Source organism: Curtobacterium sp. Csp2, from assembly GCF_013347165.1.
On sequence record NZ_CP054593.1, the window covers coordinates 3,212,837 to 3,225,205 of the forward strand.

Here is a 12,369-nt window from a genome sequence, read left to right on the forward strand (position 1 = left end):
GGATGACCGCCGCGACGCCGATGAGCACGCCGAGGAGCGTCAGCACGGACCGGAGCTTGTTCGCCGTGACCCCGCGGAGCGCGCTCAGCAGGACGTCGCCGGGCGTCACCGTGCGCCTCCGATCCGCACGCCGGCCTGGATCCGCCGCGCGTTCCCGGTCCGCTCGTCCGCCACGATCCGACCGTCGGCGATGGTGAGCACCCGGTGGGCCCGCGCCGACACCTCGTCCTCGTGCGNGATGACCCCGACCGCGACGGCTCCCCGGGGACCGGCGATCGAGCTGCTCGACGTGCACCAGGTCTACGGCACCGGCGACGGCGCCGTGCACGCCCTGCGCGGCATCGACCTGGTCGTCGAGCGGGGCGAGTACGTCGCCGTGGTGGGTCCGTCCGGGTCCGGCAAGTCGACGCTGATGAACATCCTCGGCTGCCTCGACGTCCCGACGCACGGCGTGCACCGGCTCGGCGGAACCGACGTCCGGCTCCTCGCCGAGGACGACCTGGCCCGGGTCCGGAACCGTGACCTCGGCTTCGTCTTCCAGTCCTTCAACCTGGTCCAGCGGATGACGGCGCTCGCGAACGTGGCGCTGCCCCTGGCGTACGGCGGTGTCGGCCGGGTGGAACGCACCCGCCGTGCCCGGACCGCCCTCGAGCGTGTCGGACTCGCGGACCGGGCGGACCACGCGCCGGTCGAGCTCTCGGGTGGGCAGCAGCAGCGCGTCGCGATCGCCCGGGCCCTCGTCACCGAGCCCACGCTGATCCTCGCGGACGAACCGACCGGCAACCTCGACTCCCGCGCCACGGCGGACGTCCTCGACCTGCTCGACTCGCTGGCCGACGAGCACCGCACGATCGTGGTCATCACGCACGAGGACGAGGTGTCGGCGCGGGCCCACCGGGTGCTCACCATCGCCGACGGTCGGATCGTGGCGGACGAGCGGACCGGGAACGCGCGGCGGATCCAGGCCGGCGTGCGGATCGGAGGCGCACGGTGACGCCCGGCGACGTCCTGCTGAGCGCGCTCCGCGGGGTCACGGCGAACAAGCTCCGGTCCGTGCTGACGCTCCTCGGCGTGCTCATCGGCGTCGCGGCGGTCATCCTGCTCCTCGCGGTCGGCAACGGGTCGGCGCAGCAGGTGGCGGCCTCGATCGACTCCCTCGGCACGAACACCCTGACCGTCCGCCCGAACACGGCCCAGGCCACCGCGACCGGCACCGCGACCCGGCCCCTGACGGTCACCGTCACCCAGCAGCTCGGCGACGCCGGTCTCGGACACGTCGCCACGGTGGTCCCGGAGGTCAACGCCTCCGGCACCGCGGTGGCCGGGACCGTCTCGGAGCCCGACACCCAGGTGATCGGCACCACGCCGTCGTACTTCACGGCGAGCACGGCGAAGGTCGCCGCCGGCCGGGCCTTCCCGTCCGGCGACGCACGGGACGCGGTGGTCGGGACGACGATCGCCCAGGAGCTGTTCCCCGGTCGGTCGCCGATCGGGCAGAGCGTGTCCGTGGACGGCGTGCCGTTCACCGTCACGGGCGAGCTGGGCGAGCAGACGAGCGTCGGGTTCCAGGACCCGAACGCCGAGATCGTCGCTCCGCTCGCGGCGGTGCAGGCCGACCTGACCGGCCACGGCGCCGTGTCGGACGTCCTCGTCGCCGCGACGTCGCCGAGCACGGTGACGCAGGCCGAGGACGAGGTCACCATCGAGCTCGACCAGCTGCTCGGCGCGACGGCCGTCGACCAGCCGTTCACGGTGAACAGCGCCTCGACCGTGCTGCAGACCCGGCAGCAGAGTGCCCAGGCCTTCACGGTGCTGCTCGCCGCCGTCGCCGCGATCAGCCTGCTCGTGGGCGGCATCGGCGTCACGAACGTGATGCTCGTGACCGTCACCGAACGCACCCGCGAGATCGGCATCCGCAAGGCCGTCGGCGCGACCCGGCGGGCGATCCTGGCGCAGTTCCTCGCCGAGGCGGCGATCCTCACCCTCGCGGGCGGTGTCCTCGGCGTCGTCGTCGCGATCGTGGGGGCGCAGTTCCCGATCGACGGCACCACCCCGGTCCTCGTCTGGTCGAGCATCCCGCTGGCGCTCGGCGTCTCCGTCGCCATCGGCGTGTTCTTCGGGGTCTACCCGGCCGCCAGAGCCGCCCGCATGCGCCCGATCCAGGCGCTCCGCACCATCTGAGCCCGCACCAGCACCAGCACCAGCACCAGCACCGACCCGCACCCCGATCGAGAACGGATCCACCCGTCATGTCCAGCACGACCCCCGCACCCGCACCCGCCGGCCAGCCCGGACCCGCCGTCCCTCCGCCACCGTCGGCGGCCCCGCGATCCCCGCTCCGGTGGATCGTCCCCACCCTGGCGCTCCTCGTCGCCCTCGTCGCCGGACTCGTCGGCGGCATCGCGATCGGCAAGCAGACGGCCTCGGCCGCAGGCACCGGCACCGGCACCGGCCAGTTCGGCCGAGCAGGCATCGGCCAAGGCCAGGGCCTGGGCCTGGGCCTGGGCCAAGCGGGCCAAGGCCGAACCGGCCAGGGCGGGACCGCCGGCGCCGGCTTCGTCGCCGGGACCATCACGTCGGTCGACGGGTCGACCCTCACGATCACGACCCAGCAGGGCACGAAGGAGACCGTCACGGTCCCCTCGTCCGCGACGGTCACGACGACCCAGAGCAGCTCGGTCTCGGCCCTCAAGGCCGGCGAGCGCGTCACGGCCGTCGGGACCCCGGGCTCCTCGTCGGGATCACTGACCGCGTCCCGCGTCTCCGAGGGGCAGGCCTTCGGCACCCGCGGCGGACGCCCCGGGATCACCGGCGGCACCGGCGGCACCGGCGGCACCGGCGGCACCGGGCAGTGAACCAGGCCGAACGCGGCCGACCCTGCCCGCCTGGCACCGGCCCGCCGACACGGGACCGTCGGCCCCGGCCCGGCCCGCCGACCCACGCGCGCTCAGGGCACGCGCTCGAGCCACTCTCGCGTGTCGAACTTCGTGCGCACGAGCTCCTGCGCCCGGGCCCGCTCGGCCTCGGTCACGTGTCCCTCGTGCGCCCCGTACAGCTTCGTGAAGGTGCCGATCAACCGGTCGATGATCTCGGCGCGCGTCAGCCCGGTCTGCGAGCGAAGCGGGTCGACCCGCTTCGCCGCCGAGGTCGTGCCCTTGTCGCTCATCTTCTCGCGCCCGATCCGCAGGACCTCGACCATCTTCTGGCCGTCCATGTCGTAGCTCATCGTGGCGTGGTGGAGCAGCGCACCGGTGCCGAGGCGCTTCTGCGCCGCCCCGCCGATCTTGCCCTTCGTCGAGGTGATGTCGTTGAGCGGCTGGTAGTACGCCTCGATGCCGAGCGACTTCAGCGCTTCGATCACCCACTCGTCCAGGTAGGCGTACGAATCCGCGAAGGTCATGCCCTGCACCAGGTCGGTCGGGACGTAGAGCGAGTACGAGATGATCGCGCCGGCGTCCATGAACATCGCCCCGCCGCCGGAGATCCGTCGGACGACCTGCACGCCGTACTTCTCGGCGCCGGCGGGGTCGACCTCGTTCTTGAGGGACTGGAACGACCCGATCACGACCGCGGGCTGGTCCCACTCCCAGATGCGCAGGGTCGGGCCGCGGCGTCCGGCGCCGACCTCCTCGGTCAGGACCTGGTCGAGCGCGAGGTGCTCGTTCGGGCTGATCGGTCCCTCGTGGACGATCTCCCAGTCGTACTCCTGCCACGTCGAGGCCCGTGAGAGCGCGCGTCGGACGGCCACACCCACGGACTCGGGCGTGAAGCCGAGCAGGACGGCGTCCTCGGGCAGCGCGCCGCGGACCGCGGCGGCGATGCCGGCCGCGTCGGTGGTCGCGGGCAGACCGGTGACGGCCTGGTCGATCAGCGGGAGGGCGTCGTCGGGTTCGAGGAAGAAGTCGCCCGCCAGGCGGAACTCCTGGATGCTCCCGTCGACGACCTCGAGGTCGACGACGACCAGCTTGCCTCCGGGGACCTTGTACTCACCGTGCACGGGTCGAGCCTACGCCCGCCACGAGTCGGACTGGAGGATCGTGGCGGGCCCCGCCACGATCCTCCAATCCGTCATCGGCGTCGCGTCAGCGACCCACGTGCCGGTCGAGCCACGCGACCAGGTCGGCGACCACCTCGTCCCGGTTCGTCTCGTTGTAGACCTCGTGCCGCGCCCCCTCGTAGACGTGCACCTGCACGTCCGACAGCCCGCCGCGGCGGCGGTACGCCTGCGCGAGCCGCTCGACGGAGCGGGGGCCGCCGAGCGTGTCCTCGGACCCGACCTGCAGCAGCATCGGCAGGTCGTGCGGGATGCGGCGCCGCGGGACCCCGAGCAGCCGGAGGGTGTCCCGGAGGCCGAAGAGCTTCAGCACGTCCGCCTCGACCGCGAGCGGGTCCGCCGCGATCGCCTCGATGATCGCCCGGTCGCGGCTGATCCACTCGTAGCGCGTCGGGCCGGAGCCCGCGTGCCGGGCGTTCAGGTCGCCGCTGTTCATCCAGCCGGGCAGGCGGTACGCCGTGGCGGAGAGCACCACCCCGTCGTACGCGGCGGACGAGGTGTTCACGATCCGCTGCGCCATGAGGGAGCCCCACGAGTGCCCGAGCAGCACGAGCGGCAGACCAGGGTCCTGCTCGCGCGCGACCGCGGTCATCTGCTCGACCGCGGCGATCGCGGCCCGCAGCCCACCGGGTCCGAGCCGGCCGAGCTGTGCGTGGTCGCCGTCCCACTGCCCCAGGCCCGTGCGGCCGTGCCCGCGGTGATCGTTCGCGTGCACGGTCCACCCGGCGCGGACGAGGTCCTGCGCGAGCGCCTCGTACCGGAGCGAGTGCTCGCCGACGCCGTGCGCGATCTGCACGATGCCCCGCGGCCGTCCCGCACGCCACGTGGAGTAGACGATCTCGACGCCGTGCGCGTCGGTGAACGAGGCGTCGCCCCGGGCTGCGGAGAAGGTCGGCACGGGTGCATCCTCGCAGACAGCGCGCACCCCGAGCGTGTTCACCCGGCGTTCACGCAGCGGGTCCCCGGCGGGCCTACCGTCACCGCCATGGACGTCCTCGTCACCGTCGTGCTGGTGATCGTGGTGGCCCTCGTGTTCGACTTCACGAACGGCTTCCACGACACCGCGAACGCCATGGCCACCTCGGTCGCCACCGGAGCCCTGAAGCCCCGGACCGCCGTGCTCATCTCCGCCGTCCTGAACGTGGTCGGCGCCTTCCTGTCCACCGAGGTCGCGAAGACGGTCTCGCAGGGCATCATCCGCGAGGGCCAGGACGGCATCCAGATCAGCCCGACCATGATCTTCGCGGGACTCGTCGGCGCGGTGCTCTGGAACCTCGCCACCTGGTACTTCGGGCTACCGTCGTCGTCGACACACGCCCTGTTCGGCGGGCTCATCGGCGCGTCGATCATCGGCGCCGGGCTGCACGCGGTCGACTGGGCCACCGTCGTGTCGAAGGTCGTGCTGCCGGCGCTCCTGTCGCCCGTGATCGCGGGGGCGATCGCCCTCGTCGCGACGTACCTGGCGTACACGCTCACGAGGAACGCGACCACGCACGGCGCCGCCACGGGCTTCCGGCACGGGCAGACGATCTCGGCGTCGCTGGTGTCGCTCGCGCACGGCACGAACGACGCGCAGAAGACGATGGGCGTCATCACGCTGACCCTGGTCGCCGCGAACTACCAGCCGTCCGGCACCGGTCCGGCGCTCTGGGTGATCCTGGCGTGCGGGTTGGCGATCGGCCTCGGCACCTACACGGGCGGCTGGCGGATCATGCGCACGGTCGGCAAGAAGATCTCCGACGTGCAGTCACCGCAGGGCTTCGCGGCCGAGACGAGCTCCGCGGCGACGATCCTGGTGTCGTCGCACCTCGGGTTCGCGCTCTCGACGACGCACGTCACGAGCGGCTCGGTCATCGGCTCCGGCCTCGGCAAGAAGCTCGCCGACGTGCACTGGTCGGTGGTCGGCCGGATCGTCGTGGCGTGGGTGATCACGCTCCCCGCCGCCGCGGTCGTCGGTGCCCTGGCGACCCTGGTGGCCTCGACGAGCACGATCGGCCTGGTGGTCGTCGCGGTGCTCGCCCTGGTCGGGGGCCTCGGCTTCTTCTTCCTCGCGCGGCGGAAGCCGATCACGAAGGACACCGTGAACGACGAGCAGCCGACGGAACCCGCTTCCGCCTCGGTGTCGGCCTAGGGAGCGACCGTGTCCATCGACCTCAGCAGCATCGGAATCGTCGCCGGCGTCGGGTTCGTCGCCGCGGTCGGCATCGTGCTCGTCTACACGCTCGGCCTGCGACTGCTCGGGACCGGGCAGCCCGTCGACGCCGCCGGCGAGCGCACCGAGTACCGCGACGAGACCCCGCGGTCCGGGCACACACCACCGGCCGCCCTCGCCGGCGCCGTGGTCTGCTTCGCGGTGTGCACCGCTGCCGTCCTCTACGGGATCTGGCTGACCATCCCGCAGTTCCACTGAGTCCGCTGAGTCCACTGGGGCGGGGCGGCTGGGAGGATCGTCCGGTGACCTCCCACCGCCTCGATGCCTCGCTCGACACCGCCGTCGACGTCCTGACCGCCGAGCGCGCCCCCGTGCTCCGCGTCGCGGACGGCGACACCGTGACCGTCCGGACGCTGAGCGCCGCCGGCTGGACGGAGCGACTCCCGTCGCCCGGCGCCGACGCACCGACCCTGCTCGACGGACGCCGCGGGCACTGCCTGGTCGGCCCGATCGCGGTGACGGGCGCCCGCCCCGGACAGGTCCTGGCCGTGCGGTTCGACGCGCTCGTGCCGGACGACTGGGGCTACACCGGGTCCGGTGGGGTCGACACGGAACTGAACCGGGCGCTCGGGCTCGCGGACCCGGCGTCCCGCGGTCCCCTGCTCTGGGACGTCGACGCCGCCGCGGGCACCGCACGCAACCAGCTGGGGCTCGGCGTCCGCACGGCGCCGTTCCTCGGCGTCGTGGGGCTCCCGCCGGAAGCGACCGGGGAGCACTCCACGATCCCGCCGCGGCCCCTCGGCGGCGGCAACGTCGACTGCCGCGAGCTCGTCGCCGGGTCGACGCTGTTCCTGCCGGTCACCGTGCCGGACGCGATGCTGTCCGTCGGCGACGGCCATGCCGCGCAGGGCGACGGCGAGGTGTCCGGCACCGCGGTCGAGTGCGGGATGACGACCACGATGACGCTGTCGCTCGTCGACGAGGTCCCGGTCGCCGGCATCCACGCGGACACCCCCGCTGGACGGATCACCTTCGGGTTCGACGCGGACCTGAACGCCGCGACGACGACGGCGCTCGACGGGATGGTCGACTGGATCGCCGGGCTGTACGACATCTCCCGCGCCCAGGCGCTCGCGATGGCGAGCGTCGCCGTGAGCCTGCGGGTGACCCAGGTCGCGAACCGCACCTGGGGTGTGCACGCCCTGCTCCCCCACGACGCGATCACCGGTCCGGACGCTCGCTGACGGCGCGCCCGACAAGCGCTGACGGCGCGTCCGTCACCACACGGTCGGACGGGAGGCGCGGGTCAGGTCGGCGGACCCGCTCACCCGACCCGTGCCTCCAGTCCGGCGATTCGAGCCCATCGCACCTGTCATGGGAGACCGATCCGCGCGTTGGGTGGCAGAAGTTCCGACGTCCGATGCGCGACTCGTCCTCCGATGGGCGGAACGGCACCCNACGCGCGGATCGACCTCAGGGCAACCAGTTCGTTCGCTGAACTAATGAGGTAGGCTAACGGCCGTGCCCGATTCCTCCCTCGCCACCGACCTCCGCATCGCCGTGAACCGGCTGTCGCGGACGCTCCGCGCGCAGAAGGCCGACGCGAGCATGCCGGACGCGCACTTCTCCGCACTCGCCCGGCTGCACCGCGAGGGCGCGATGACCCTCGCCGAGCTGAGCCGCCAGGACGGGGTGACACCCCCGTCGATGACGAAGTCCGTCGCTGCGCTCGTCGAACGGGGCCTCGTGTCGAAGTGCGGCCACGGCGACGACCGCCGCAAGGTGCTGCTCTCGGCCACCGCGGCTGGGTCCGCCTTCGTGGAGGAGACCCGGCGCCGCCGCGACGACTGGCTCACTCCGAGGCTCGGCGCCCTCACCCCCGACGAACGCCGCACCCTGGCCGCCGCCACCGACGTCATGAGGAGGCTGGCCCAGCAGTGACCGCCATGTTCCGTTCCCTGTCCGCCCGCAACTACCGCATCTGGTTCGCCGGCGCGCTCGTGTCCAACGTCGGCACGTGGATGCAGCGCACCGCGCAGGACTGGATCGTGCTCACCGAACTCTCCGACAACGACGCCGTCGCGGTCGGCATCACGATGGCCCTGCAGTTCGGTCCGCAGCTGCTCCTCCTGCCGTTCACCGGACTCGTGGCCGACCGTTTCGACCGGCGGAAGATGCTCATGCTCACCCAGGGCCTGATGGGGGCACTCGGCCTGGGACTCGGCGTCATGGTCCTCACCCACACCGCCACGCTCTGGTCGCTGTACGGCTTCGCGCTCGCGCTCGGCATCGTCGCCGCGTTCGACACCCCGATCCGACAGGCCTTCGTGTCCGACGTGGTGCAGGGCGAGCACGTGGCGAACGCCGTCGCGCTGAACTCCGCCTCGTTCAACGCCGCACGGCTGATCGGCCCCGCGGTCGCGGGCGTGCTCATCGCCGCGATCGGCTCGGGATGGGTGTTCGTCATCAACGCCGGCTCGTTCCTGGCGGTCCTCGTCGCGCTGCGCTTCGTCGACCCCGCACAGCTCGCCGACCGACCTCGTGCAGGGCGCGGCAAGGGCCAGATCGTGGCGGGCTTCCGGTACGTCCGGACCCGGCCGGACATCATCGTCGTGCTCTGCATGATCTTCGTCGTCGGTACGTTCGGCGTGAACTTCCCGATCTTCACCTCGACGATGGCGCGCGTCGAGTTCGGCAAGGGCGCCGGTGAGTTCGGCCTGCTCAACTCGGTGATGGCGATCGGCTCGGTCGCCGGTGCGCTCCTGTCCGCCCGGCGGGACCGCCCGAGGATGCGCACGCTCGTGATCGCCTCGGCCGGGTTCGGGCTCGCGTGCACCGCGGCCGCCCTCGCTCCGACCTACTGGTCGTTCGCCGTCGTGCTGGTGTTCGTCGGCCTCGCCTCGCTGACGTTCATGACGACCGCGAACGCCCTCGTCCAGACCACCACGAAGCCGGCGATGCGCGGCCGCGTGATGGCGCTCTACATGGCGATCTTTGCGGGCGGCACCCCCATCGGCGCACCGATCGTCGGCGCCGTGGCGGACGCATGGGGACCGCGGTGGGCGATCGTCGTCGGTGCCGCGTCCGGGTTCGTCGCGCTGGCGATCGCCCTCGTGTGGCTCGTCCGGTGGGAACGCTTCCGGGTCCGGTACGACGCCGACAACCGCCTGCACCTCGCTATCACGCACGCGATCCCCGTGGTCGGGATGCGCGCGTCCCGCGCCGCGATCCGGCGCGACCTGGAGCGCGACGAGGCGGTCGCGGACCGCTCGAGCGCCGTCTGACCCGTGGGCTGGTGCGGGGCCCGAGTCCGAGCGGGCAGGACGCGCCGGCCGTCGTCCGCCGAGCGGGCGGAACCGGTCGCTCAAGGGCGCCGAGCGTGACAGAAGTGGCCCGCTCGCGGTGCGGTGACGGAGCAGCGGGAGAGGGCGGACGGGAGGCGCGTGGTGGGCCCGCACCGTGCCTCCAGGCCGCCGCCACCCGGCCCCACCCCAGCCGGTCGCGCAGCGAGCGGGCAGGAAACGCCGCCCGTCGTCCGCCGAGCGGGCGGAACCGGTCGCCTTCGGGCGCCGAGCGTGACAGAAGTGGCCCGCTCGCGGAGCGACGGGTGAGCGGCGCGGCGGTCAGCGCGCCGCGACGGCGGCCGCGAACACGCGCTCGTCGAGGGCCGCTACCACGGCGTCGACCGCCGCGGCGAGACGCGCCGTCACCGTGCGCGGCCACGCGTCGGGCTGCTCGGGGTCGGGGTGCTCGAGCGCGGCGCGAGCCCGGCGGAAGGCCTCGACCTCGTCCGCGACGTAGGCGGGCGCGACGTCGGCCAGGCAGTCGTCCGCCCGCTGCGCGAGGAACGCGAGCGACCGCGGACTGTGTCCGTCCCGGAGCAGGAAGCCCGCGACGCTCGCCGGATCCGTCGCACGGTGGTCACGGCCGCGACGGAAGGCCTCGACCGCGCCGCAGGCCCGCAGCGCGGTCGCCCAGGAGTGCGGCGCAGCGGTGTCGACGAGGTCCGAGGCGAGGAGCCGCGCGGTGGCCCCGCAGCGCAGGAGCGACCGGCCGAGCGTGAAGAACTCCCACACCTCGTCACGGCTCGCGTCGCCCTCGACGACCCCGACGGCCAGGGCGCTCCGCTCTCGGACCCACGCCAGGAACTCGTGCGCTCGTTCGACCGACACCTTCCGCGGCATCCGGGACCGGGTGACGTCGAGGCAGTCCCAGAGCTCCGTGGGGACGACCTCGCGGGCCCGGCGGGCGTCGTCCCGGGCCACCGCGACCGCGGACGCGACGGAGGCCGGCTCGTGACGGTCGAGCGCGAGCGACTCGATCGTCGCGGCCCGTCCGGACCGTCCCGGGCCCTGGGCGCCGAGCACCGCGCGCAGCGCCGACGCGACCGCCGGGTCCTCCCCCGCGGCGACGACGTCCGGGCGGACGACGTACACCTCGAGCATCCGGGCGACGACGTCGGCACGCTCGACCGCGGTCCCGACACGGAACACGCTCCCCGCGAGTCGGCTCAGCACGTCGGCTCCTGCATGGGGTGAACCTACTGAGGGGTCGTTGCGCTGGTGTTACGGGCGCGGGTCACCGGTGTTGCACCGGTCGCGGAGCGCGCAGAGCGGCCACCGGGTCGCTGGGAAGTGCATCGGTTCCCGCGCACTCGCTAGACAATCTAACTAGAGCGTCTAGCATTGTCCTCATGACGACCGAGGTGACGGACACCACCACGGGCTTCTGGTATGGCAAGGGTTCCAGGGTCGACGCGGTGGACGTACTCAATGCGCTCCGCAGGTACCGGAGCGCCGAGAGCGCTGCCCAGCGACGGGCACGCGAGGCGCTCGGCATCGGCGAGAACGCCCTGCTCGCGCTGCGCATCCTGCTCGACGCCGAGACCACCGGCCGCGCGGTGAACTCGAAGGAGCTGGCCGACCGACTCGAGATCACGCCGGCGTCGACGTCGGCGCTCGTCGACCGACTCGTCCGCAGCGGACACGTCGAGCGGCACGCCGACCCGCACGACCGCCGCGGGGTCATCCTCACCGCATCCGGCGGCTCGATGCGGCAGGTGCTGCAGGTCATCGACGAGCTCGACACCCGCACGCTCGAGGTCGCCGAGCACCTGCCCCAGTCGGAGATGGGCGTCGTGGTCGCGTTCCTCGAGGAGATGGCCCGTGTCGTCGACCAGGACGATGACGAGGACGAGCGGTCCGCGTAGCCTGACGGCATGCGTGCGACCGACGACCCCACGGCGGTGCCGGCGCACGACCCCGAGGACGACATGCCCCTCGCGGAGCTCGACGCCCGTGCCCGCGCGGACGCCGCCCTCCGGCGCATCCAGGCCGGGGCCGACCCGGCGCGCGAGGCCTTCGACCTCGCGAACACGATGAACGACGAGGCCGTGGGTCGGCTCACCGGCGCGCTGCGGCGCTGGCTCCGCCGGCCCTGACGGGCTGGCGCCGGCCACGGCGACCCGACCTGGTGGCGCCAGCCCTGACCCTGACCTGCGTCAGAACGCGGTGCCGACCGCCGCGATGTCGTCGCCGCCGTGCCCGTCCGCGCTCGCCTGCGCGTAGACCCGGTCGATGCCGTCGAGCAGCTCCGTCGAGACCCCGGCGTCCCGCGCGGCGTCACGGATGAGCCCGATGTCCTTGCGGATCCCGTCGAGCGCGAACTGCGGCGCGAACTCCCCCGACAGCATGGCCTCGCCCTTCGTGTGCGCGTAGGGCGAGTCGCTCGCGGTGCCCTCGATCGCGTCGAGGAACAGGTGCGGGTCGAGTCCGAGCGCGCGGGCGATGGCGAGGGACTGGCCGGTCGCCGCCGTGATCGCGGCGACCCAGGCGTTCGCGGCGAGCTTGAGCGCGGTGCCGTCGCCGACCCGCTCGCCGGCCCGGACGGTCTTCGCGCCGATCGCGTCGAGCACCGGGTCGATCCGGTCGACCGTCGCCGAGGGGCCCGCGGCGAGCATGGTGAGCTTGCCCTGCTCCGCCGGGCCCTTCGTCCCGAGCATCATCGCCTCGACGAGGGTGATGCCGTACTTGCCGGCGAGCTGCACGACGGTCTCGGTACCCGCGACCCCGATGGTCGAGGCCTGCACCCACACAGCGTCGGTCGGAGCATCCCCGGCTGCGGCCTCGAGCACGTCGACCGGATCGACCCGGTGCTCGACGCG

Annotated in this window: 14 protein-coding genes; 10 read left to right on the top strand and 4 right to left on the bottom strand. The window is 73.1% G+C overall.

Translation table 11 applies throughout. The features are described 5' to 3' along the window. Window positions 1-238: 238 nt before the first annotated feature. The 3 genes from HUN59_RS15595 to HUN59_RS19980 all read left to right on the top strand — a co-directional run bounded on the left by HUN59_RS15595 (window position 239) and on the right by HUN59_RS19980 (window position 2,855). Window positions 239-994, top strand: a complete 756-nt coding sequence (locus HUN59_RS15595; RefSeq protein ID WP_174778868.1) for an ABC transporter ATP-binding protein — start codon at window positions 239-241, stop codon at window positions 992-994. Beyond that, on the top strand, window positions 991-2,181 hold the full coding sequence (locus tag HUN59_RS15600; protein ID WP_174778869.1) for an ABC transporter permease: 1,191 nt from the start codon (window positions 991-993) through the stop codon (window positions 2,179-2,181). The genes HUN59_RS15595 and HUN59_RS15600 overlap by 4 nt, the downstream gene beginning before the upstream one ends. 68 nt (window positions 2,182-2,249) lie before the next feature. Then, on the top strand, window positions 2,250-2,855 hold the full coding sequence (locus HUN59_RS19980) for a hypothetical protein (RefSeq protein ID WP_174778870.1): 606 nt from the start codon (window positions 2,250-2,252) through the stop codon (window positions 2,853-2,855). Between the two features lie 92 nt (window positions 2,856-2,947). Here HUN59_RS19980 and HUN59_RS15610 read toward each other — a convergent pair whose 3' ends face one another. Both HUN59_RS15610 and HUN59_RS15615 read right to left on the bottom strand, forming a co-directional pair. Further along, window positions 2,948-3,997 (bottom strand): lipoate--protein ligase family protein, encoded by a 1,050-nt coding sequence (locus tag HUN59_RS15610; protein WP_144802820.1) that lies wholly within the window; start codon window positions 3,995-3,997, stop codon window positions 2,948-2,950. Between the two features lie 85 nt (window positions 3,998-4,082). Beyond that, window positions 4,083-4,952, bottom strand: coding sequence for an alpha/beta hydrolase (locus HUN59_RS15615; protein WP_174778871.1), 870 nt, complete (start codon window positions 4,950-4,952; stop codon window positions 4,083-4,085). 87 nt (window positions 4,953-5,039) lie between these two features. Here HUN59_RS15615 and HUN59_RS15620 point away from each other — a divergent pair, with 87 nt between their 5' ends. From HUN59_RS15620 to HUN59_RS15640, 5 genes are all read left to right on the top strand, one after another. Next, window positions 5,040-6,185, top strand: coding sequence for an inorganic phosphate transporter (locus tag HUN59_RS15620; RefSeq protein ID WP_174778872.1), 1,146 nt, complete (start codon window positions 5,040-5,042; stop codon window positions 6,183-6,185). A gap of 9 nt (window positions 6,186-6,194) precedes the next feature. After that, window positions 6,195-6,464 (top strand): hypothetical protein, encoded by a 270-nt coding sequence (locus HUN59_RS15625; RefSeq protein WP_174778873.1) that lies wholly within the window; start codon window positions 6,195-6,197, stop codon window positions 6,462-6,464. Window positions 6,465-6,508: 44 nt separating this feature from the next. Next, window positions 6,509-7,450 carry an acetamidase/formamidase family protein gene (locus HUN59_RS15630; protein WP_174778874.1) on the top strand — a complete coding sequence of 314 codons (942 nt, stop codon included), beginning with the start codon at window positions 6,509-6,511 and terminating at the stop codon, window positions 7,448-7,450. Between the two features lie 277 nt (window positions 7,451-7,727). Further along, window positions 7,728-8,147, top strand: a complete 420-nt coding sequence (locus HUN59_RS15635) for a MarR family winged helix-turn-helix transcriptional regulator (protein WP_174778875.1) — start codon at window positions 7,728-7,730, stop codon at window positions 8,145-8,147. Then, the gene (locus HUN59_RS15640; protein WP_174778876.1) at window positions 8,144-9,490 is read left to right on the top strand and encodes an MFS transporter; all 1,347 of its coding nucleotides are present in this window, start codon (window positions 8,144-8,146) and stop codon (window positions 9,488-9,490) included. Before HUN59_RS15635 ends, HUN59_RS15640 begins: the two co-directional genes overlap by 4 nt. A 339-nt stretch (window positions 9,491-9,829) precedes the next feature. Here HUN59_RS15640 and HUN59_RS15645 read toward each other — a convergent pair whose 3' ends face one another. Continuing rightward, window positions 9,830-10,723, bottom strand: a complete 894-nt coding sequence (locus HUN59_RS15645; protein ID WP_174778877.1) for an alpha-E domain-containing protein — start codon at window positions 10,721-10,723, stop codon at window positions 9,830-9,832. A gap of 176 nt (window positions 10,724-10,899) precedes the next feature. On the opposite strand from HUN59_RS15645, the gene HUN59_RS15650 reads away from it, so the two are divergent. Further along, window positions 10,900-11,415 carry a MarR family winged helix-turn-helix transcriptional regulator gene (locus HUN59_RS15650; protein ID WP_174778878.1) on the top strand — a complete coding sequence of 172 codons (516 nt, stop codon included), beginning with the start codon at window positions 10,900-10,902 and terminating at the stop codon, window positions 11,413-11,415. A gap of 9 nt (window positions 11,416-11,424) precedes the next feature. Beyond that, the gene (locus HUN59_RS15655; RefSeq protein ID WP_174778879.1) at window positions 11,425-11,646 is read left to right on the top strand and encodes a hypothetical protein; all 222 of its coding nucleotides are present in this window, start codon (window positions 11,425-11,427) and stop codon (window positions 11,644-11,646) included. A gap of 60 nt (window positions 11,647-11,706) precedes the next feature. Here HUN59_RS15655 and HUN59_RS15660 read toward each other — a convergent pair. Then, window positions 11,707-12,369: NAD(P)-dependent oxidoreductase (locus HUN59_RS15660; protein WP_174779528.1), on the bottom strand; the 663-nt coding region annotated here is incomplete at its 5' end.

Bases quoted from the DNA above. Each gene is read 5' to 3' on its own strand.
- HUN59_RS19980 (WP_174778870.1), top strand. From the start codon at position 2,250: ATGTCCAGCACGACCCCCGCACCCGCACCCGCCGGCCAGCCCGGACCC.
- HUN59_RS15655 (WP_174778879.1), top strand. From the start codon at position 11,425: ATGCGTGCGACCGACGACCCCACGGCGGTGCCGGCGCACGACCCCGAG.
- HUN59_RS15620 (WP_174778872.1), top strand. From the start codon at position 5,040: ATGGACGTCCTCGTCACCGTCGTGCTGGTGATCGTGGTGGCCCTCGTG.
- HUN59_RS15595 (WP_174778868.1), top strand. From the start codon at position 239: ATGACCCCGACCGCGACGGCTCCCCGGGGACCGGCGATCGAGCTGCTC.
- HUN59_RS15650 (WP_174778878.1), top strand. From the start codon at position 10,900: ATGACGACCGAGGTGACGGACACCACCACGGGCTTCTGGTATGGCAAG.